The organism is Acidovorax sp. DW039 (assembly GCF_037101375.1).
GTDB lineage: Bacteria > Pseudomonadota > Gammaproteobacteria > Burkholderiales > Burkholderiaceae_C > Acidovorax.
The window spans coordinates 4,249,954-4,269,656 of sequence record NZ_AP029019.1 but is presented as its reverse complement, the minus strand read 5'-3'; the positions used below and the strand labels follow the sequence as shown (position 1 = coordinate 4,269,656).

The 19,703-nt window shown below is 63.1% G+C and carries 15 protein-coding genes; 7 read left to right on the top strand and 8 right to left on the bottom strand.

What is annotated here, in order from left to right; translation table 11 throughout:
- Window positions 1-113 precede the first annotated feature (113 nt).
- The 3 genes from AACH87_RS19115 (at window position 114) to AACH87_RS19105 (ending at window position 4,428) form a co-directional block, all read left to right on the top strand.
- A complete protein-coding gene (locus AACH87_RS19115) occupies window positions 114-1,277 on the top strand; it encodes an ABC transporter substrate-binding protein (RefSeq protein ID WP_338799018.1) in 1,164 nt (387 codons plus the stop codon).
- 111 nt (window positions 1,278-1,388) lie between these two features.
- Window positions 1,389-2,342 carry an AEC family transporter gene (locus AACH87_RS19110; protein WP_338796124.1) on the top strand — a complete coding sequence of 318 codons (954 nt, stop codon included), beginning with the start codon at window positions 1,389-1,391 and terminating at the stop codon, window positions 2,340-2,342.
- 127 nt (window positions 2,343-2,469) lie between these two features.
- Window positions 2,470-4,428, top strand: coding sequence for a gamma-glutamyltransferase family protein (locus AACH87_RS19105; RefSeq protein ID WP_338796123.1), 1,959 nt, complete (start codon window positions 2,470-2,472; stop codon window positions 4,426-4,428).
- 139 nt (window positions 4,429-4,567) lie between these two features.
- Here AACH87_RS19105 and AACH87_RS19100 read toward each other — a convergent pair whose 3' ends face one another.
- From AACH87_RS19100 to AACH87_RS19080, 5 genes are all read right to left on the bottom strand, one after another.
- Window positions 4,568-4,840 carry a cupin gene (locus AACH87_RS19100; protein WP_338796122.1) on the bottom strand — a complete coding sequence of 91 codons (273 nt, stop codon included), beginning with the start codon at window positions 4,838-4,840 and terminating at the stop codon, window positions 4,568-4,570.
- 284 nt (window positions 4,841-5,124) lie between these two features.
- A complete protein-coding gene (gene priA, locus AACH87_RS19095) occupies window positions 5,125-7,266 on the bottom strand; it encodes a primosomal protein N' (RefSeq protein WP_338796120.1) in 2,142 nt (713 codons plus the stop codon).
- Window positions 7,267-8,323: 1,057 nt separating this feature from the next.
- Entirely contained in the window at window positions 8,324-9,439 is a 1,116-nt protein-coding gene (hemE, locus tag AACH87_RS19090; RefSeq protein ID WP_338796119.1) for a uroporphyrinogen decarboxylase, read from the bottom strand.
- Between the two features lie 235 nt (window positions 9,440-9,674).
- Window positions 9,675-11,255, bottom strand: a complete 1,581-nt coding sequence (locus AACH87_RS19085) for an MFS transporter (protein ID WP_338796118.1) — start codon at window positions 11,253-11,255, stop codon at window positions 9,675-9,677.
- 726 nt (window positions 11,256-11,981) lie between these two features.
- Entirely contained in the window at window positions 11,982-12,878 is an 897-nt protein-coding gene (locus tag AACH87_RS19080) for a LysR family transcriptional regulator (protein WP_338796117.1), read from the bottom strand.
- Window positions 12,879-13,063: 185 nt separating this feature from the next.
- Between AACH87_RS19080 and AACH87_RS19075 the strand changes: the two genes are divergently transcribed.
- Genes AACH87_RS19075 through AACH87_RS19065 form a run of 3 tightly spaced genes read left to right on the top strand, consistent with a single transcriptional unit; the run spans window position 13,064 to window position 14,789 of the window.
- A complete protein-coding gene (locus tag AACH87_RS19075) occupies window positions 13,064-14,047 on the top strand; it encodes a TerC family protein (protein ID WP_338796116.1) in 984 nt (327 codons plus the stop codon).
- 19 nt (window positions 14,048-14,066) lie between these two features.
- Window positions 14,067-14,228 (top strand): hypothetical protein, encoded by a 162-nt coding sequence (locus tag AACH87_RS19070; RefSeq protein WP_338796114.1) that lies wholly within the window; start codon window positions 14,067-14,069, stop codon window positions 14,226-14,228.
- A 12-nt stretch (window positions 14,229-14,240) separates the two neighbouring features.
- Window positions 14,241-14,789 carry a DUF2062 domain-containing protein gene (locus AACH87_RS19065; protein ID WP_338796113.1) on the top strand — a complete coding sequence of 183 codons (549 nt, stop codon included), beginning with the start codon at window positions 14,241-14,243 and terminating at the stop codon, window positions 14,787-14,789.
- Between the two features lie 16 nt (window positions 14,790-14,805).
- On the opposite strand, the gene AACH87_RS19060 is transcribed toward AACH87_RS19065, so the two are convergent.
- Together AACH87_RS19060 and AACH87_RS19055 are read right to left on the bottom strand one after the other, a co-directional pair.
- Window positions 14,806-15,255 (bottom strand): CoA-binding protein, encoded by a 450-nt coding sequence (locus tag AACH87_RS19060; protein WP_338796112.1) that lies wholly within the window; start codon window positions 15,253-15,255, stop codon window positions 14,806-14,808.
- A 44-nt stretch (window positions 15,256-15,299) separates the two neighbouring features.
- The gene (locus AACH87_RS19055; protein ID WP_338796110.1) at window positions 15,300-15,923 is read right to left on the bottom strand and encodes a thioredoxin family protein; all 624 of its coding nucleotides are present in this window, start codon (window positions 15,921-15,923) and stop codon (window positions 15,300-15,302) included.
- Between the two features lie 245 nt (window positions 15,924-16,168).
- Here AACH87_RS19055 and AACH87_RS19050 point away from each other — a divergent pair, with 245 nt between their 5' ends.
- Window positions 16,169-17,308: a branched-chain amino acid ABC transporter substrate-binding protein gene (locus tag AACH87_RS19050; protein WP_338796109.1), complete on the top strand. Its 1,140-nt coding sequence runs from the start codon at window positions 16,169-16,171 to the stop codon at window positions 17,306-17,308.
- Between the two features lie 107 nt (window positions 17,309-17,415).
- On the opposite strand, the gene AACH87_RS19045 is transcribed toward AACH87_RS19050, so the two are convergent.
- A complete protein-coding gene (locus tag AACH87_RS19045) occupies window positions 17,416-19,659 on the bottom strand; it encodes a thioredoxin family protein (protein WP_338796108.1) in 2,244 nt (747 codons plus the stop codon).
- Window positions 19,660-19,703 lie beyond the last annotated feature (44 nt).

Here is a 19,703-nt window from a genome sequence, read left to right as displayed (position 1 = left end):
GACAAACCAGAGACATTCCCGTGCAAGCCATCCACCGTCTTTTCTCCTTCGCGCCCTCTTGTGCCCGTCGGCCCTTGATCGCCACTCTGGCGCTGTTCACTGCGGCTGCGGCGCTGTGGGTCACTCCCGTCCAGCTTGCACAGGCCCAGGCCTCTCAGACGCCGGTGCGTGTCGGGGTGATTGGGCCGTTTACCGGGCCTTCGGCCGACTTTGGTGTACCCATGCTCAATGGCATCCGTCTGGCTACTGACGAAATCAACGGCGTGGGGGGCTATTTGGGACGTCCCATTGAACTGGTGGTGAAGGACGATATGGCCGACCCGGCCAGAGGGCGCCAGATGGCGCAAGAGCTGCTGACCGAAAAAGTCACCGCCGTCATCGGCTTTTGCAATACCGGTGTGGCCCTCAAGGCGCTGGACCTGTTTCAGCAGGGCAAGACGCCACTGATCGTGCCCTGCGCCACGGGCACGGCCATCACCAGTACCTACCCCGCGCCGGAGAGCTACATCTTCCGCGTGCAAGGCCGTGATGCGCTGCAGGCTCCGATGATGGTGGATGAGATCGTCAAGCGGGGTTGGGACAAGGTGGCCATCTTTGCCGACACCACGGGCTATGGAGAAGGCGGCTACAAGGACGTGGTGGAAGCACTGGCCGCCAAGAACCTCAAGCCGGTGCATGTGGCACGCTTTCCGGTGGGAGTGAAGGACCTGACCGCCGAGCTGACGGCCGCGCGCAACGCGGGCGCCAATGTCATCTACAGCTACACCGTAGGCCCTGAAAACGCTGTCATTGCCAATGGCAAGAAGGCACTGGGCTGGAAGGTCTCACAAGTGGGGCCGTGGACGCTGTCGTTCCCCTTCTTCCTGGACGGGGCCAAGGACGCAGCCGAGGGAGCCCTGACCGTGCAGACCTTTGTGGCCGAGCCCAGCAATGAGCGCCGTGCCTCCTTCCTGTCTGGCTACAGCCGCAAGTACCAGCGCAAGCCTGCCGTGCCCATGGCAGCAGCCAACGCCTACGACGCCACCTATCTGCTCATGTATTCCTTCCTGGGCATCCGCGATGGCAACCTGAGTGGCCCGGCGATCAAGGATGCACTCGAAGGCAAGATGAAAACCTATTACGGCGTGGTCACCACCTACGACCACCCCTTCAGTGCCAGCGACAAGGATGCGATTACCCGCAACATGCTGGTGATAGGTATGGTCAAGAACGGAGCGGTCACCTTTGCCTACCCGGAAGATGCCAAGCGCAGCCTGATCGTGCAACGCAAGCAGTGACGAGGAGTTGATCTTCACAGAGATACCGCCATCGCATGTGGCGGCGCCCTCGGCCTGCCTTTGGCAGGCCTTCCACAAGCAGCTGGGGACTTCTGCCTCCACAATCGGCGCGTGCTGTCCGTCCTTTCCATCACCTTCCCCTTCTTCGCGCTGGTGCTGTGCGGCTACCTTGCCGCCCGCCGCGGAATCCTCCCTCAGCCTGCCATTCCGGGGCTGAATGCGTTTGTCCTGTACTTCGCGCTGCCCTGCATGCTGTACCGCTTTGGCGCCAGCACGCCGATTGCGCAGTTGCTGGACCCTGCGGTAGCGGGCGTTTACCTGCTGTGCGCCCTGCTCATGGTGGGGGCGACGGTAGCGCTTACTCGCAACGCGCGCATCGGCTGGAATGATGCAGCCTTTGGTGCTCTGGTCGCTGCTTTCCCCAACACAGGCTTCATGGGAGTGCCCTTGCTGGTGGCGTTGCTGGGCGCGCAAAGCGCGGGCCCGGCCATCGTCACCATCGTGGTGGACATGGTCATCACCAGTTCGCTGTGCATTGCCTTGTCGCGGCTGGACGGGGCGGGCACGCATGGCATGGCGGTCGCGCTGCGCAGTGCCTTGCGGGGCATGCTGACCAATCCCATGCCGTGGGCCATTGCTCTGGGGGCCCTGGCTTCGGCACTGCAGTGGCGCGGCCCTGGCCCGCTGGAGAAGACTGTGGCCATGCTGGCCGACGCGGCATCTCCCGTTGCCCTGTTCACCATTGGCGCGGTGCTGGCCCGCTCCCAGATGAACCAGCATGAGCAGGTGGCCGCGCGGGACTATGTGCCCGTGGCGCTGGCCAAGTTGCTGGTTCACCCGCTGCTGGTATGGGCAGCAGGCTCGGCTGCCATGGCGCTTAAGGTGCCCCTGTCGCCTTTCGCCCTGACGGTGCTGGTGTTGCTGGCTGCTCTGCCCAGCGCCAGCAATGTCTCTTTGCTGGCAGAGCGTTTTGGGGCCAACAACGGGCGCATTGCCCGCATCATTTTGGTGTCCACTGCGCTCGCCTTTCTCAGTTTTTCTGGTGCGGTGGCTTTGCTCACCTGACACCGAAATGGTGCACCCCCGGGTTTTCCCTGTGTGATGGCCGAGCGAGCGCATCGGCATGCTTATTGCGTCAAAATGTTTCCGCGGTGTGACACCGCAATCTGTTTTGACATCACAGGAGTCTGGAATGAAGAAAAGAGTCTGGCTGTGGGCGTTGACGCCCGCGGCCATCGCCGTGGCGCTGTATGGGTGTGGAAGTGGTTCCAGCTCCGACCTGATCGTGGACAGCAATGCGCAGAGCTGCTCCGTGGTCTCCAGCACCGGGTCTGCCGTCGTCGTGGGCTCCGGCCTTTCGGGCGACCCTGCTGCGCCTGAGGCTGCCTCGGGCTACCGCCTGGGCTACAAGGCCAAACAATCGAACAATTACATGGTGGTGGCCAACACCCCTCTGGCTACCAAGGCCGGCTGTGATGTGCTCAAGGCCGGTGGTACAGCGATTGACGCTGCCGTGGCGGTGCAGGCTGTGCTGGGCCTGGTGGAGCCTCAGTCCAGCACCATCGCTGGCAGTGCATTCATGATGTACTACGACGCAGCCAGCAAGAAGGTCGTGGCCTATGACGGCCGCGAAACTGCCCCGGCCGCCGCCACTGGCTACTACCTGGTTCGCCAGAACCAGGCCGATGCATCTTCACCCGCCCCTGTGCCCAACGCCCGCCGCAGCGGCCGCTCCATCGGTGTGCCTGGCGTGATGCGCATGCTGGACATGGCCCACAAGGACTACGGCAAGCTGGCCTGGAACCAGCTGTTTGACGAAGGTATCAACCTGGCCACCAATGGCTACAAGATTCCGGGCCGCCTGGGCGACGCCATCAAGAGCAATGCCACCAGCCTGGCGCTGGACGCCAATGCCATGGCCGCCTTCTTCAACGCCGACGGCACCCCCAAGGCCACCGGTGCGGTAACGACCAACCTGCCCTACGCCCAGTCGCTGCGCACGCTGGCTACCGGCGGTGCTGAAGCCATGTACTCCGGCCCCATGGCTGAAGCCATTGTGGCCAAGGCAGCCCAGTCGGTGGGCGACGATGCGGCCAAGACACCCATCACCCCCAGCCTGATGACGGTGGCAGACCTCAAGGCCTACCAGGCCAAGAAGCGCGAGCCCGTCTGCACCACCTACCGCAACGCCTACTACATCTGCACGATGTCGCCTCCGTCCTCCGGTGGTATCGCCATTGCGCAGTCCCTGGGCATCCTCGAGAACTTCGACCTGTCCAAGTACGGCCCCACCAACCCTTCCAACGAAGGTGGCGTACCCAGTGTCATGGGTGTGCATCTGGTGTCTGAGGCAGAGCGTCTGGCTTACGCCGACCGCGACAAGTACGTCGCCGACACCGACTTCATCCCCCTGCCGGGCAAGGGCGTGTCGACCATGATCGACAAGACCTACCTCAAGCAACGCGCTGCGCTGATCAACGCCGATGGCAAATCCATGGGCACAGCCACTGCGGGTAACCTGGGCGATGTGCCACTGGGCGTGGACAAGACGGTTGAAAAGGGCACCACCCACTTCTCCATCGTTGATGCCTACGGCAACGTGGTGTCTATGACCTCCACGGTGGAGTCCAGCATGGGCTCGTACCACATGGTGGGCGGCTTCCTGTTGACCAACCAGCTCACCGACTTCTCTGCACAGCCTGCAGACAGCGCGGGTGTGCCCGTGGCCAACCGCGTGGCCCCCGGCAAGCGCCCCCGCAGCACCATGGCTCCCACGCTGGTCTTCAAGGGCACCGGCCCTGGCGACTTCGTGATGGCCACAGGCTCGCCTGGCGGCGGCACCATCATCCAGTACGTGCTCAAGACCGTGGTGGGTGCTCTGGACTGGGGCCTGGATGCCCAGCAGGCCACATCGCTGGTGAACTTTGGCGCCACCAACAGCGCCACCACCAATGTGGATGGCGCCAACACAGCCCTCGACCTCACGGCCCTGATCGACGGCCTCAAGGCCAAGGGTCACACCGTGAACAACGGCGCACAGTCCAGCGGTGTCTCCACCATCATGCGCGTCAACCGCAACGGCCAGACCAAGCTCGAAGGTGGCGTGGATCCCCGTCGCGAAGGTATCGTGCTGGGTGACGGAGCCCTCTGATGAGGTAACCCGGCTATCGGCGGTGCATCCGCGCTGACCGATGGCAGCCCCGCGCAAAACGGCACACTGTGTGAGCAGTGCGCCGTTTTTCTTTGGCGTGTGTCGGGAACGTCAGAGGGGCGTTCCTCCCTGTGAATGCTCAGCTTTCTTTGCGCCCCACCAGATAAGTCACCCCTTGCGGGCCGTAGTACTCGGTGTGGGGCTCCTCGGCCTTCAGATGGAAGATGTCACCAGCCCTGTAAGTGCGCTCGCCCGCTGCGGTGACGATGCGGATGTCGCCGTGCAGGATGAGCGCCTTGGCCTCGAACGGGTGGGTGTGGTGGTCCATCATTCCGTGGGCTTCGCGTTCCACTTTGACGGCGGGGGCAAAGCCGTCCCTGGCCAGGGAATGGGCGAACTCATCTGCGGTCATGGGGTTGTCTCCGGTGGTTGTTTTGTGTGCGTTCACTCTCGTGGCAGCTCTTCAAGCTCTTTGCCAGTGAGCCATCTTCCAGAGCAAGAGCGCCAGCATACGCAGGTGGAGCTTGCTTTGCACTGACGTCCGTTTCTGTTTGCTATTGAATTGGTAGCTGCTTGCGCTCACCCTGCGGGCGCAAGTGGCAGTTTGGGTTGTATCTCCTGCCGTGCCTCTCCAAGGCTTGCCATGCCTGCAAGCAGACTGCTGGAGGGCTGCAGGAGTGCCCCGGTGGCTGGCACTCAGATGGTTTGCGGGTCTACATCCACCAGCCAGCGCACCAGGCCTCGGTGTTCGGGCTGGCTGCGGGTGGCCTGCAGCACCGGCTGCCAGGCGGCCAGAAAGCGTTGCAGGGCGGCACGGCTGCTGCTTTCCATCAGCATCTGGGCGCGCTCAACGTTGGCTACGCGCTGGACTGTGAGCGGCACGGGGGGGAACAGCGTCACCACATCCAGCCCCGGCAGGGCTGCAGCATGGGCTGCAGCCGTCGCGGCGCTCAAAAAGCCCTGGGCCACTTCCTGCGTGCGCGCATCGGCACGCACCAGAGCCTGGTACGCAAAGGGTGGCATGGCGGCATCGCGGCGTTCCTGGAGCTGTTGCGCTGCAAAGGCCTCGTAGTCGTGCCGCCGCAGTGCCTCGTACACCGCGTGCTGCGGGTGGTAGGTCTGCACCCACATCTCGCTTTCGGTGCCCTGGGCTGCCACATAAGCCGCATCGCGCCCGGCACGGCCTGCGGCCTGCATCAGCAGGGCAAACAACCGCTCTGGCGCGCGGAAGTCGCTGCTGAACAGTGCCCCATCGGGCTGCACGGCCGCCACCAGGGTGATGCGGCGAAAGTCGTGGCCCTTGGCAATCATCTGTGTACCGACCAGCACGTCCACCTCGCCGGTGTGCACCTGGGCCAGTTGGGCCTCCAGTGATCCTTTGGCTTTGGTGGTGTCCGCGTCAATCCGGGCCACGCGGGCAGGGTTGCCGTCCGGGCGCTGCACATTGCGCAGCAGGGCGGCGAGCTGTTCTTCCAGTTGCTCGGTGCCCCGGCCCATGGCGTGGATGTCTGGGCTGCCACAGGTGGGGCAGTGCGGCGGCACCCGCACCGTAAAGCCGCAGTGGTGGCAGCGCAGGGTGCGGTCGGTTTTATGGAAGACCTGGTGCGCGCTGCAGTGGGGGCAGTCGCTTTTCCAGCCGCAGTCTACGCAGTGCAGCACAGGTGCGTAGCCCCGGCGGTTGAGCAGCACCATGCTTTGCTCGCCACGGGCCACGCGCTCGGTGATGGCTTGCAGCAGGGGCGCACTGAACACGGCGCGCCGGGGCTGCTGGTTCATGTCCACCCGCCGCACCCGCGCCAGGGCACCTGCACCGATACGGCTGGGCATGTGCAGGCGCACATAGCGCCCGCCTTCGGGGTCTTCGGGCGTGGAGGGGCGGCTGGCGTGCCAGCTCTCCAGCGATGGGGTGGCCGAGCCCAGAATCACCTTGGCCCCCTGTTCGCGCCCGCGCCAGATGGCCAGGTCGCGTGCCGAGTAGCGCGCTCCCTCCTGCTGCTTGTAGCTGGGGTCGTGTTCCTCATCCACCACGATGAGCTTGAGCCCGGGCATGCTGGCAAACACGGCCATGCGTGTGCCCAGCACAATGCGCGCGGTGCCGTTGTGGGCGGCCAGCCAGCTCTTGAGGCGCTGCGGGTTGGTCATGCCGCTGTGCAGCGACACCACGGCCCCCGCGCCAAACCGGCCCGCAAACCGCTGGGTGAAGCGCTCTTCGAGCTGGGGGGTCAGGTTGATTTCCGGCACCATCACCAGGGCCTGGGTGGGGCAAGCGCCGTCGCTCTCCGCCTCCAGCGCTTCCTGCACACAGCGCAGGTACACCTCGGTCTTGCCACTGCCGGTGCTGCCAAACAGCAGGAAGGGGCCTGATTCAGCAGAAATTCGGGCTCTAGCGCTTTCCTGTTCTGCGCTAAGCGCTATGTTTTGTATAGCGAATTCGCTGCTTTCAGCACTTGGCTTGCCGGGGCGTCGCAGGCGTCGGGCCAATTGCTCGGGGCGCAGATCCCGCAACTGCGGGGGGAGGGCTGCGGTGGCCACTTCGCCCAGGGCCCGCTGGTAGTAGCGGGCGGCAAAGGCCACCAGACGACGCCACGCCGCGTCCAGCGGATCCACGCCTTCCAGCACCCCGGCAATGGCCCGCATGCTGGCCCCTTCAGGCAACTCGCCAGTGGCCTGATCGGCGTCCCACACCACGCCCAGCACCTCACGCTTGCCCAGAGGAACCCGCACCAGAGTCCCCGGGGGCAGGGGCCGCTCGCAGGTGTAGCTCAGCAGGTCACCCACTCCGCTGTGCGAGGGGGTGTGCAGGGCGACGTGGACGAGAAAAGCGGTGGTGGCAGTCAAGAGAAGAGGGGCGTGCTGGGTGGCAAAACAGCGCCATTGTCGCTGTGCTGCGGAGTGCTTCAGCTGCCCGCTGCACGGTCTGTGGGCCTGTCATTCAGACTTTCTGTGGATAACTTTGTTGAAAGCCTGTAGCCACCCGCGCCAAACCCGCGTCAGATAAGGCTTTGTACAGATTGCCTGCTAAACAGGCAGGCCTGAAAATTTCCTTATAAATCAATGATCTGAAGCATTTTGGGGCTGAAAAACTGTGCTAGACGCATAGTCTGGAGTCATCGCACAGAGGCAGGCTTGTGGTGTGTACAAGTGAATTTTTTGCACCCTGTCAATACCATGTTCTGGTCACGCAGGCCGCGCGCTTCATTGCGGTTGCTTTCGCCCCGATTCAGTGCGCTGCACTCTTCCCAATTTTCTGTGGATAACTTTGTTGAAAGCCTGTAGCCACCCGCGCTAAGTCCATGTCCCACAAGGCTTTGAACAGAATGCCTAGCAAATGGGCAGCAGAAAAAAACCTTATGAATCAATCATCTGAGCCATTTTTGTGGGATTTTTCTGTGATAGGGCCTCATCGAAAAAATTGGCGGACCGCATCGCCGTCGGTGTGCATAAGTGCAAGTGCCTTGTCCGTCAAGAGGCCTCTCCCCGATGGTCTGTCACAGCCCGAAACGTCCCTTGGAGTGGCACTTGCGCTTAGCGCGCTAAGTGCTTGATACACGGGGGTTTTTGAAGAAATCCCAATTTTCTGTGGATAACTTTGTTGATATCCATTGGGTGTCCCTCGCAAACCCTTGAAACAACGGGGTTTGGTTAGGTTGCCTATCAAATCGGCATGGGCGCAGGGGCCTTGCAAATCAATGGGTTACGGCGCATTGTTCGACTGATCGAAAAATTTTTAATCGACTGGTGCTGCGTATTTGTTAATTTTTTGTATGCACCGTTGCTGTGTACAACCAGAGAGGTACTCAATCCAATTGCCTCTCCTCGGTTTTGCCTGCCACCCATGAAAAACGCCCCGGCTGCGCAGGGGCACAGCCAGGGCGGAGGGGGATGGTTGGGGCTGTCAGGCCGCTTTGCGTTGGGCCCGTGAGTAGCTGTGCACGGTTTCCACCAGCGCTGCCACATGCTCCGGCGGAGTGAATTGGCTGATGCCGTGGCCCAGGTTGAAGATGTGTGTGGGGCCTGTAGTGGTGCGGTCAGTGTGGGGTGTGCCAAAGCTGTCCAGCACATGGCGCACCTGCTGGGCAATCTGCTCGGGCGGTGCAAACAGCACATTGGGGTCGATATTGCCTTGCAGTGCCTTGCCAGGGCCGCCGACCTGACCGCCCACCAGTGCGCGGGCCTTGCCCAGGTTGGCGGTCCAGTCCAGACCGAGTACCTCGCAGTCCAGGTCTTTCATGTCATCAAGCCAGATACCGCCGCCCTTGGTGAAGACGATGCGCGGCACGTCGGTGCCATCTGCGCCGGTGCGCTTGAGCTGCGCCAGCACGCGCCGGGTGTAGGCCAAGCTGAAATCCTGGAAGCAGCCATCGGCCAGCACGCCGCCCCAGCTGTCAAACACCATCACGGCCTGTGCACCTGCATCAATCTGGGCGTTCAGGTAAGCGGCTACGGCATCGGCGTTCACGGCCAGGATGCGGTGCATCAGATCTGGGCGGGCATACATCAGGCTTTTGACCAGCCGGTAGTCGTCGCTGCCTTTGCCCTCGACCATGTAGCAGGCCAGCGTCCAGGGGCTGCCCGAGAAGCCGATGAGCGGCACGCGACCGTTCAGCGCCTTGCGGATGCTGGTCACCGCGTCAAACACGTAGCGCAGCTTGCTCATGTCGGGCACGGCCAGTTCGGCTACGGCGGCTTCGTCGCGCACCACCTTGGCAAAGCGGGGGCCTTCACCTTCCGCAAAAGACAGGCCCAGGCCCATCGCGTCCGGCACCGTGAGGATGTCGCTGAAAAGAATGGCAGCGTCCAGCGGGAAACGGTCCAGCGGCTGCAGAGTGACTTCGGTCGCGTAGTCCACATGGGTAGCCAGCCCCATGAAGCTGCCGGCCTTGGCGCGCGTGGCCTTGTACTCGGGCAGGTAACGGCCCGCCTGGCGCATGAGCCACAGAGGGGTGTAGTCGGTAGCCTGGCGGCGGCAGGCGCGCAGGAAGGTGTCGTTGGAAAGTGGGGCGTAGCTCATGGGTGAATTGTCGCAGGCTGCATGGCCTGCTTGTCATGCCTGCGTTTGCGCCAGCGCAGAAACTGCGCGGGCGCTCTGTGATAAGAGCGGCTAACACAACCTCCCTGGCGTCGTTGTTCCGTCTTGTCGTACTGCTTGTACTGCCTTCGACGGAACGCCTAGCCAGGGCCGCTTCGCTGGGTTGTGTCAGCCGCTCCGAAGCCTGTCGCAGGAGACCGCCGTACTGACTGGTGTGTCAGCGCTCGGCGATGTAGTGCGACATGCTGGTGGTTTCTCCGGGCGCGAGGAAGGCCCTCACTTCGGTTTCCAGCGCCTGATCGGCCACTGTGGCCCGGGCGCGCTGGTGCAGGTAGTCCGCCCAGGATTCGACGATAAAGCGCTCCACGTAACGGGAGGGAACGCCCAGGTCTTTGTACACGCGCCAGAAGGTGGCTCCGTCCCGGCGGCGCGGAGCTTTGAGCTGGCTCACGCATTCCAGAAATTCAGCATCCGTTCCGGGCCGTATGCGATAGCCAATCTCCACTGCCACCGGGCCCGCTTCAGGGTGGGGCTCTGCCTCGATGAACAGGTCATCCCAGGGTGTGGCCTGTGTCACTTCGTGCAGGGCACCCATGCGCAGCGGCAGGGGGCGTGCCAGCAGCAACCCGGCACCCGTTACTGCGGCTGCAATGCACAGCGTGGGGGTCAGGCCCAGGATGTCTGAAGCCGCCCCCCAGAATGCCGAGCCGATCGCGAAAGCTCCCAGCGCCGCCACCATGTGCATGGCCACAGCTCGCGAACGCACCCATTGCGGGGCACTGGCCTGGGTGGCAGTGTTGAAGGTGGCCATGGCAGACATCCAGGCCGCCCCCGCAAACAGCATGGCGATGTACACCACCCACGGCACGTGGGTGAAAGCGGCCACCAGCATGGCTGCAGCAAACACAATACCTGCCGCGCCCACAATGCCTTCCATGCCAAAGCGCGCGCGCAGGCGGCCAAGATACAGCCCGATCACGACGGCACCAGTGCCCAGGCATCCCATCAGCAGGCCAAAACCCGGTGCGCCGGTGCCCAGTTGGCGCTGGGCAATCACCGGCAACAGCGCCCACAGGGCGGAGCCTCCGGCACCAAAGGCCATCACCCGCACCAACTGGGCCAGGACGATTCGGGAGTGCCAGGCAAATCGCAAGCCGCTGAGCATGCCGCCCCACAGCCGCTCTGCTGGCAGCCTGGACGGCGGGTGCGCACGCGGAGGCCAGCGGCGGATGGACCACCACATCACCAGCGTGGACAGTACCGAAATGGCAAAGACCCAGCCAGCGCCCAACTGGGCAAACACCAGACCGGCGAGCGTGGGGCCCACCGCACGCGCAGCGTTGTAGGCGATGCTGACGGCGGTGATGGCTTGCGGCCACTCGTCGCGCGGCACGGGGTCGATCACGGAGGAGTTCCACGCGGGCGTCAGCATGGCGGTGCAGCACCCGCCCACAAACACCAGCAGCAGCACGGTGGCAGGGCCGCCCCAGCCCGCCAACACGAGCAAGGTCAGCAGCGCGAAGGCGGCTGTCTGCGCGACCAGCGCGCCAGAGATCAGTCGCCGCCGGTCGTTGGTGTCGGCCAGAACCCCGGCGGGCAGCGCCAGCAGAAACATGGGCAGAAACACGGCCGTTTGCACGAGGGCAGCCAGAAAGGATGAGCCCGTCAACTCCACCATCAACCACGCCGCAGCCATGGCCTGCATGCCATTGCCAATGAAGAAGACGCCTCCGCACACCCAAAGCCCCCGGAAAGCGGGCTGGCGCAAAGGACTCCATAACGAGGCAGGTGAGGACATGGGTAATGGCTTGGATGGAGCAGCGAAGTCACAGGCTCAAAGGCCCGCGCATGGAAAGCGCGCCGGTACCTGGAGCCGATTTTTGGGAATGCATCACAGCATATCGCCCAAACCCTTGGCTCACGCAGTTTCTGGCGACTCTGCCTTTTCTTGGCGGGTTTTTTCACAGTTGCCCCAAATTTTTGTGGATAACTTTGTTGACAGCCTGTAGCTACCTGCGCCAAACCCGCATGGGACAAGGCTTTTGACAGATTGCCCACGGATTGGGCAGCAGCAAAAAATCCTTATGAATCAACTATCTGAACGATTTTTGGGCGCAATTTTTATGGTAAGCGGAGGGCTGACATCCAGAGCTGTCGCTGCTATTTTTGTGTGCACAAGTCAAGAGGGCTACTGAAGTGATAGCAGTCCAGATAGCGCTATTTTTTGGAGTGGAGTCTGCATTTCGGCGCGCAAGTGCTTGATTTGCTGTGACTTTTCCAAGAAATTCAAAATTTCTGTGGATAACTTTGTTGATATCCCGTGTGGACCCCTCGCCAGCCCTTGAAAATACGGGCCTCCGGTTCGTTGCCCGTCAAACAGGCAGTTCGGGTGTGTCTATATAAATCAACCACTTACGGCTGCTCCAAGAAAATGACAGTCGCGCCGCTGTCATGTTCCTTGGAAGTGAGCGGGACGGCCAGGAGTGTGTGTAACTGAGTCAAAGTCAAGCCAACTCAAGTCCAGTCAAGCCGAGGTGGCTTGCGCTTGACCCAGCAGACGCAGCAGCAGGGGGTGCATGACCTTGCGGGCGCTGTAGATGAGGTGAAAGTGCTCTTCCACTTCGGGCGTGACGCCCACTTGCACCAGCCCGTGGGTGGTTCGCAAATGCTCTCCCAGGAAGACAGGCGCGGGCATCACACCCATGCCGGTGGATGCAAAAGTGCTCAGCAATGCGCTGTCCTCAAACTCTCCGGCGATGCGCGGGCGGATCTTCTCCCGCTCCAGCCAGTGATCGATGCGTGCGCGCATCGCTGCGTGTTCGGTTGGCAAAAGCACGGGCACCTGCGCCAGGCTGCGAGGGAAGGACGCAGTGGCCGCTTCGGCCCACCCGGTGGGGGCGTACCAGGCCACGGCGCTGGTGCTGAGCAACTGGCTGGTGGTTTTAAGGGCTGGATTGGGCGGAGCAGGCCGGTCTGCCAGCACCGCGTCCAGCTTGTGCATGGCCAGTTCACCCAGCAGGGGCTGGAACTCTCCTTCATGGCACAGCAGCTTGAGGTGGGGCTCGTCCAGCACCGGGGTGAGCAGGCGGTGCACCGCCAGTTTGGCAATGCCGTCCGAAATGCCCAGGTTCAGCCGCAGCGTGGGGCCCGATGCGGCTTCGCGCACACGGTGGGGCAGCTGCTCTCCCAGGGCAAAGATGTGGTCAGCTTCGTGCAACGCTGCCACCCCGGCATCGGTCAGAACCAGGTTGCGGCCTTCCATGCGCAAAAGTGTGGCTCCGAGCGACTTCTCCAGCTCTCTCACCTGCGCGCTGATGGTTTGCACCGCCATGTCCAGCCGCTCTGCTGCGCGCGCAATGCCGCCTTCTTTGGCCACGACCCAGAAGTAATACAGATGGCGGTAATTGAAGCTCTGGCTCATGATGGGCTCGCAGTAACACTGTGGTGAGCGCAGATGGTATCGAAGTATGCAGATGGTTCGTAAAAACCGAACCAATACTACCGATATGACAGGTTTTTAAGAATGCATTCCGTCCCTACAGTGCGCTTCTGTCTCTGCCCCTGTTGAGGGAGCTTGGTGGGCAGACAAATCAAAGGAGAAGGCTTATGGAAACGATAGGAACCTGGTGGATGTGGGCGGGGTTCGCCATCTTTGTGGTGGTGGCTATTGGCATCGACTTGCTGGTCATGGAGCGCCAGGGCGCCCACAAGGTGACCATGGGTGAGGCGCTGCGGTGGAGCATTCTGTGGTTCTCGCTCGCATTTGTATTTGTTGCCATCCTCTGGTGGTATCTCGACGGTACGCAGGGGCGCACCGTGGCCAATACGGTGTCCATGCAGTTCATCACCGGGTATCTGGTCGAGAAGAGCCTCTCGGTGGACAACATCTTTGTGTTCCTGATGCTGTTCAGCTACTTTGCTGTGCCGCCCCAGTACCAGAAGCGCGCTCTCATCATTGGCATCATCGGCGCCATCGTGCTGCGCACGCTGCTCATCCTGGTCGGGGCCTGGCTGCTGGCCACGTTCCACTGGCTGCTGTATGTGTTCGGTGCTTTCCTCGTCATCACTGGCGTGAAGATGTGGTTTGCAGCCGGGCAGGAGCCTGACATTGCGACCAATCCGGTGCTCAAGCTCCTGAAGAAGCGCATCCGCATCACCGACCAGTTTGATGGCGAAAAGCTCTCCACCATGGTCAACGGCGTCAAGCACTTCACACCGCTGTTCGTGGTGCTGGTGCTGATCGGCACCACCGACATCATCTTCGCGGTGGACAGCATCCCGGCGATCTTCGCGATCACCAGCGATCCGTTCATCGTGCTGACCGCCAACATCTTTGCGATTTTGGGCTTGCGTGCGCTGTACTTCCTGCTGGCAGACCTGGCCAACCGCTTCCATCTGCTGGCTTACGGCCTGGCTCTGGTGCTGGTGTTCATTGGCGCGAAGATGCTGATGATCGACTTCTACAAGATACCGATCGGCTACGCGCTGCTGGTGACAGCATCGCTGATCGCTGGGTCCGTGATCCTGTCGCTGCGCACCTCCGGCGAGAGTGCCCATGGCCAGCCTGCTGCTTTGCCCCCCAAGGAATAAAGCGAGCCTGGAGCACACCATGGACATCATTGAATCGGTAATGGTCTGCATGCTGGTGGCCCTGGTGCTGGCCACCATCACTGCCCGGTGGGCTGGCAACGAACCCCGCGATGTGGGCTTGCTGGCAGCACTCACAGCCCTCTGGGGTGCTGGCACAGCAGCGGCTGTGCTGGCAAGTTGAGGGGGCGCACGGATGCAGGCACTGTGCTCCCTGCGCCGCTGGCTCAGAGGGCTGGAACCGCAGGTGCGTGAGCGGCTTGAGCGAAGCCCACTCGCCCGCTTCCAGCCCTGGCTGGAGCAGCGGGCGCTGTTTCGCTTTCAGCGCCAGCCCTTGGCACGGGGCGTGGCTGCCGGCATGTTCTGCGGCCTGATCCCAGGGCCGCTGCAGATACCGGGCACTTTGCTGGTCTGCGCCTGGCTGCGGGGCAACATCGTGGCGGGAGGAGTGGCCACGTTCTATACCAATCCCCTCACTACGGTGCCGCTGTATGCCCTGGCTTTCTACCTGGGGGCACTGGTGATGCCTGGCGAGCAGTCACTGCCTGCATGGCACAGCATGGCGCCGGGTGGGGACTTCTCGGTGCAGGCCTTGGCCACATGGATCCAGGCTTTGGGCACGCCGCTGCTGGTTGGTCTGCCCACCCTGGCTGCGGTGATGGCAGTGCTGGGCTATGCCGCAGTGCAACTGTTGTGGCTCACCCCCGCATTGCAACGCAAGCGGCGCTGGGCGCGTTGCCGGTAGGGACCTGTTCAAAAATTCATTCTTGCGGTGCACGCTGCTGTGCCGCAGCTTTCAGCCGCTGGTGTTCTACCAGTGTGCAGCGGTCCTGCACCACGGCCAACCCTGCGGCCTGGGCTTCGGCCAGAGCGGCATCGTGGCGCACCCCCAGTTGCAGCCACAGCGTTTTGGCTCCGATGGCGATGGCCTCATCCGCAATCGGCGGTACCGCCGCGCTGTCCCTGAAGACGTCTACCAGATCAATCGCATGGTGCTGGGCCGCCTCGGTCAGAGACGGCCAGCTCTTCTCCCCCAGCACCTCATGGACGGCAGGATTGACCGGGACGATGCGAAAGCCCTGGGTCTGCAGATACTGCGCTACATGGTGGCTGTCCCGTTCAGGTTTGGGGGACAGGCCCACGACGGCAATGGTGCGTGTGTTGCGAAAGATGTGCGCGTACAGGTCAGGGGTCATGGGCGGGTGCGTCATGTCAGATGGCGGACCTGGCGGCAAGCCAGGTGTTGGGCTGGATGTCAGGCCGGATTCTTGTATTTGATGCTGCAGCCATACGGTGCGGTCGTTGCGGCGGTCAGCGATTTGCCCGCCAATGCCTCGGCCAGACCGGTCTTGACGTAGTTCGTGGCCTTCTCAATATCGGACGGGCGGGCCGACGCAATGCTGTCAATGCCGCCCGCATAAATCAGCACCCCTTGGGGGTTGATGATGTACATGTGGGGCGTGGTGCGCGCACCGTAGCTGCGTCCTGTGGTGCCTTCCTCATCCATCAGCACCGCTGTGGGGGAGGCCTTGCGCTCCGCCAGCCAGGCTGAAAGCTTGGTCGGTTCCAGGTAGTCGCTGCTGGCCTTTTCCGTGGAGTTGATCGCAAGCCACACCACACCCTTGTCCGTCGCATCTTTCTGCGTGGCAGGCATGTTGCCGCTGTCGTAGTGCTTGCGCACAAAAGGGCAGCCGGGGTTGGTCCACTCCAGCACCACATGCTTGCCTTTGAAGTCAGACAGCCGCACCGTCTTTCCGCTGGTGTCTTTGAGCGCAAAGTCGGGCGCAGTCTGGCCCACGGCAATGGCTGCCTGAACTTGCAGCGGAGCTTGGGCCACCAGTACGGCAGCCGCCAGGATGAGTGTGCGACCAAGTGGCATGAAAGTCCTCCAGAAAGTTGTGTTAGTGACAACGAACGAAAAACAGACCTGTGCATGAGCTGCTCAGAGCCTCAAATACAAAAGTCATTGTGGCAAAGCAAATGGCAACCTCACTGGCGCAGGGGTTTGCGAAGGTGGGCAATTGCGAGCGCGGACCGATCTGCCGTTTGCTGCATACTCCCGCGCGGGCGGCACGCCTGGACACAATCTGCGTGGCCGCCTCTGTCCTGAGGAGAACCTTTCCAATGAAAAAACCTGATCTGAAAAAACACGCCATCGCACTGACGCTGGCAGCCTGCGGCCTGGTCGCGTTCACAGCCTCTGCCCAAGAGCGGGTACGCATCGGTTTCATGAGCCCTGTCACGGGTCCGCAAGCCGCAAACGGGGTGGATAACCGTGACGGTGTCTTGCTCGCCATCAAGGAAATCAACGCCAAGGGCATCAAGGTGGGCGGCAAGTCCGTGCAGTTTGAGCTGGACATCAACGACGACGGAGCTGACCCCAAGCAAGGCGTGCAGATCGCCCAGCGCCTGTCGGATCAGAAGGTGAAGTTTGTTCTGGGCCCCTACAACTCGGGCGTGACCATGCCTGCATCGCGCGTGCTGGCCGACGCGGGCATGGCGGTGTTTACCGTGGCCTCCAACCCCAAAGTGACCGAGCAAGGCTACGCCACGCTGTTCCGCATCGGTGCCAGCGACAACCAGCTGGGCGCCAAGATGGCTACCTATGCTGCACAGGACCTCAAGGTCAAGACCGTGGCCGTGATTGATGACCGTACGGCCTATGGCCAGGGCGTGGCGCGTGAGTTCACGGAGCAAGCCAAGCGCCTGGGCGTCAAGATCGTCGCTAACGAATTCACCACCGACAAAGCCACCGATTTCAGCGCCATCCTGACCAACATCCGCGCCGCCAAGCCTGATGCCGTGTTCTACGGCGGCTATTCACCCCAGGGCGGCCCGCTGCTCAAGCAGATGCGCGCACTGGGTATCCAGGCCGCGTTGCTGGGGGGCGATGGCATCTGCTCATCTGAAACCGCATTGCTGTCGCAGGTGACGGGTGACCTCAACACCTTCTGCACCCAGGGCGGCTCCATGCTCGACCGCAGCGACAAGGGGCAGAAGTTTGCGGCCACCTACCGCGCCGAATACAAGCGCGACCCGCTGACCTACGCTGCCGCTTTCTACGACGGCATGCATCTGCTGGCATCTGCCATCGAGGCCACCCAGTCGCTGGACGTGAAGAAGGTGACCGAGCACATCGCTGCAGGCAAATACGCCGGTGTGACGGGCGAGTTTGCCTACGACGCCAAGCACGACCTGCGCTCGTCCGCAGTCACCGTGTTCACCTTCAAGGGCAAGGAAGTCGTTCCGCTCAAGAGCCTGTAATTGCACAGGTAAGCGTTGCTGCGCAGGGCGTACATCTGCCTGCGCCCTGCAAAAAGGCCCGGGGCTCTGAGGAGCTGCCGGGCCTTTTTGATCGCGCTTTCGAACGTTCAGAGCTTCGCTACGGCATCGCGCAGTTCGCGCTCGCCGAGCACCTCAGAGAAAACCACCGGCGGTCTGCCCGGTGCATGCAGCACATACACCGGCACCCCGTTGCGCCCCAGCTCTGCCAGGGCGGCGGTGATGCGCGGGTCGCGGCGTGTCCAGTCGGCGCGCAGCAGGGCGACGTTCTTGGTTTGCAGATCAGCCAGTACGTCGGCGTTGGCCAGGGTGGTCTTCTTGTTGTACTGGCAGGTCACGCACCAGGCAGCGGTGAAGTCCACAAACACGGGGCGGCCGCTGGCTGTCAGTTGTGCCACAGCATCCGGGGTCCAGGGCTGCCAGCTTGGCTGGGCGTTGGCAGTGCCTGATGCCTGGCCTGCGGGGAAGGCTTCCACCTCTGCCATGCGGGTCACGTGGGGGGCAAAGGCCCACAGCAGCAGGGCCATGGACACCGTCGCCACCGAGCCCATCCAGCGCCGGGCGCGGCCCTGCAATGCCAGCGACCAGGCCAGCAGCCCCAGGCCCACCAGCAGGATCAGCAGCGCCGCCGCACCGTCAATGCCGCTTTGCTGGCCCAGCACCCACACCAGCCACACCACGGTGGCAAACATGGGGAAGGCCATGAAGCGCTTGAAGGTATCCATCCACGCGCCGGGGCGGGGCAGGGTGCGGGCCACGGCGGGCCACAGGCTGGCGGCCAGATAGGGCAGCGCCAGGCCCAGGCCCAAGGCGGCAAACACCGCCAGCGCCTGCACGGCAGGCAGCGTGGCGGTGAGGCCCATGGACGCGCCCATGAACGGAGCCGTGCACGGCGAGGCCACGGCCACTGCCAGCACGCCGGTCAAAAAGCTGTCGGCCACCGGATGCCGGGCCTGCAGGCTGGCCACGGAGGACGGCAGCATCTGCCCAAACTCGAACACGCCCGCCAGATTCAGCCCGATGAGGGTGAAAAGCCCTGCCAGCGCCGCCACCACCGCGGGCGATTGCAGCTGAAACCCCCAGCCCACCGCTTCGCCCGCCGCCCGCAGCCCCAGCATGACGGCACCCAGCGCCAGGAACGACACCACCACGCCTGCGGTGTAGGCCAGGCCGCTCACGCGGTGCGCGCGCCGGTCTTGTGCGTGGCGGGTAAAGCCCACCACTTTGATCGCCAGCACCGGAAAGACACAGGGCATGAGGTTGAGCAGGAGCCCGCCCAGCAAGGCCCCCAGCAGCGCTGCTGCGAGCGTGACGCTGGATGCGCCGTTGGCCGCGGCACCGGTCTGGCTCGCATTGGCTGCGTTGGCTTGGAGTGCCGCCTCCAGTGCGGGGGATACGCCGGCCTTGGTGGCGGCGGCAGGCCATGCGCCTGCTATCGGCAGTTCGGTGCGGTAGCCGGGGCGGGCGGTGCTTGCATCGGCCCGCTCCATCCGTTCGGCCAGCACCACGGGCAAGGTGGCCGGGCTGTTGCTGCGCTGTTCTGCCAGCGGGATGCGGGCTGTCCACACATCGCCGTCCCACTGCTGGGGCCAGGGGGCCGCGTTGTGGATGACTTCTGGTGTTTCGGGGTACAGGTCCAGCACCTTGCCTCGCAGCGCGGCGGGCAAGCCGGGCACGCGCACTTGCAGAGCATCGCCGTCAATGCGCGCTTCCCGCGCGGATCCTTGCGGTGCTGGGGGCAGCGGCTCGGGCTGGGCTTTGAGGGCCTGCTCAAAAAGGGCACCGTGCAGCGCCGTGGTGCTGCGAACCGGCAGTTGCAGGGTGAATTCACCCTCTTCAGGAATGCATTCCTTGCGGCACACCAGCCAGGATGCGCGCAGTTGAATGGTGATTTCCTTGGCCAGCGGGCCGGGGGCAAACGTGCTGGACACGGTCACCGGCACGGGCAGCAGCACCGTGCCTTCGTAGCCATAGTTGGCCAAGTTGCCAATCGCAATCTTGTGGGGAACCGGCCAGGCAATATCGCCCACATCCAGCCCCGCGGGCATTTGCCAGGTCAGCTCGGTGGGCAGGCCCGAGTCGCCGGGGTTTTTCCAGTAGGTATGCCAGTCCGGCTGGTGGGTGATCTGCAAACCCACCCACAGCGGTTGCCCTGGCACCACGCCCTGCGGGGCATGGGCCAGCAGTTCTGCCTGCACATGGGGGGTGGTGACGGTGCTGCTGCCTGTGTGGGAGGATTTGGGGCTTAATTGGGCGCTAGCGCCCGTAGATAAAGCGCAGGCAGCTACAAATACCGTAGCGGAAAAAAGGCGGGGCAGCAGGCGGGTGGTCATGATTGCAGTGTGGGAGCCTGCCCGGCACGGATGGTTCCGGCACG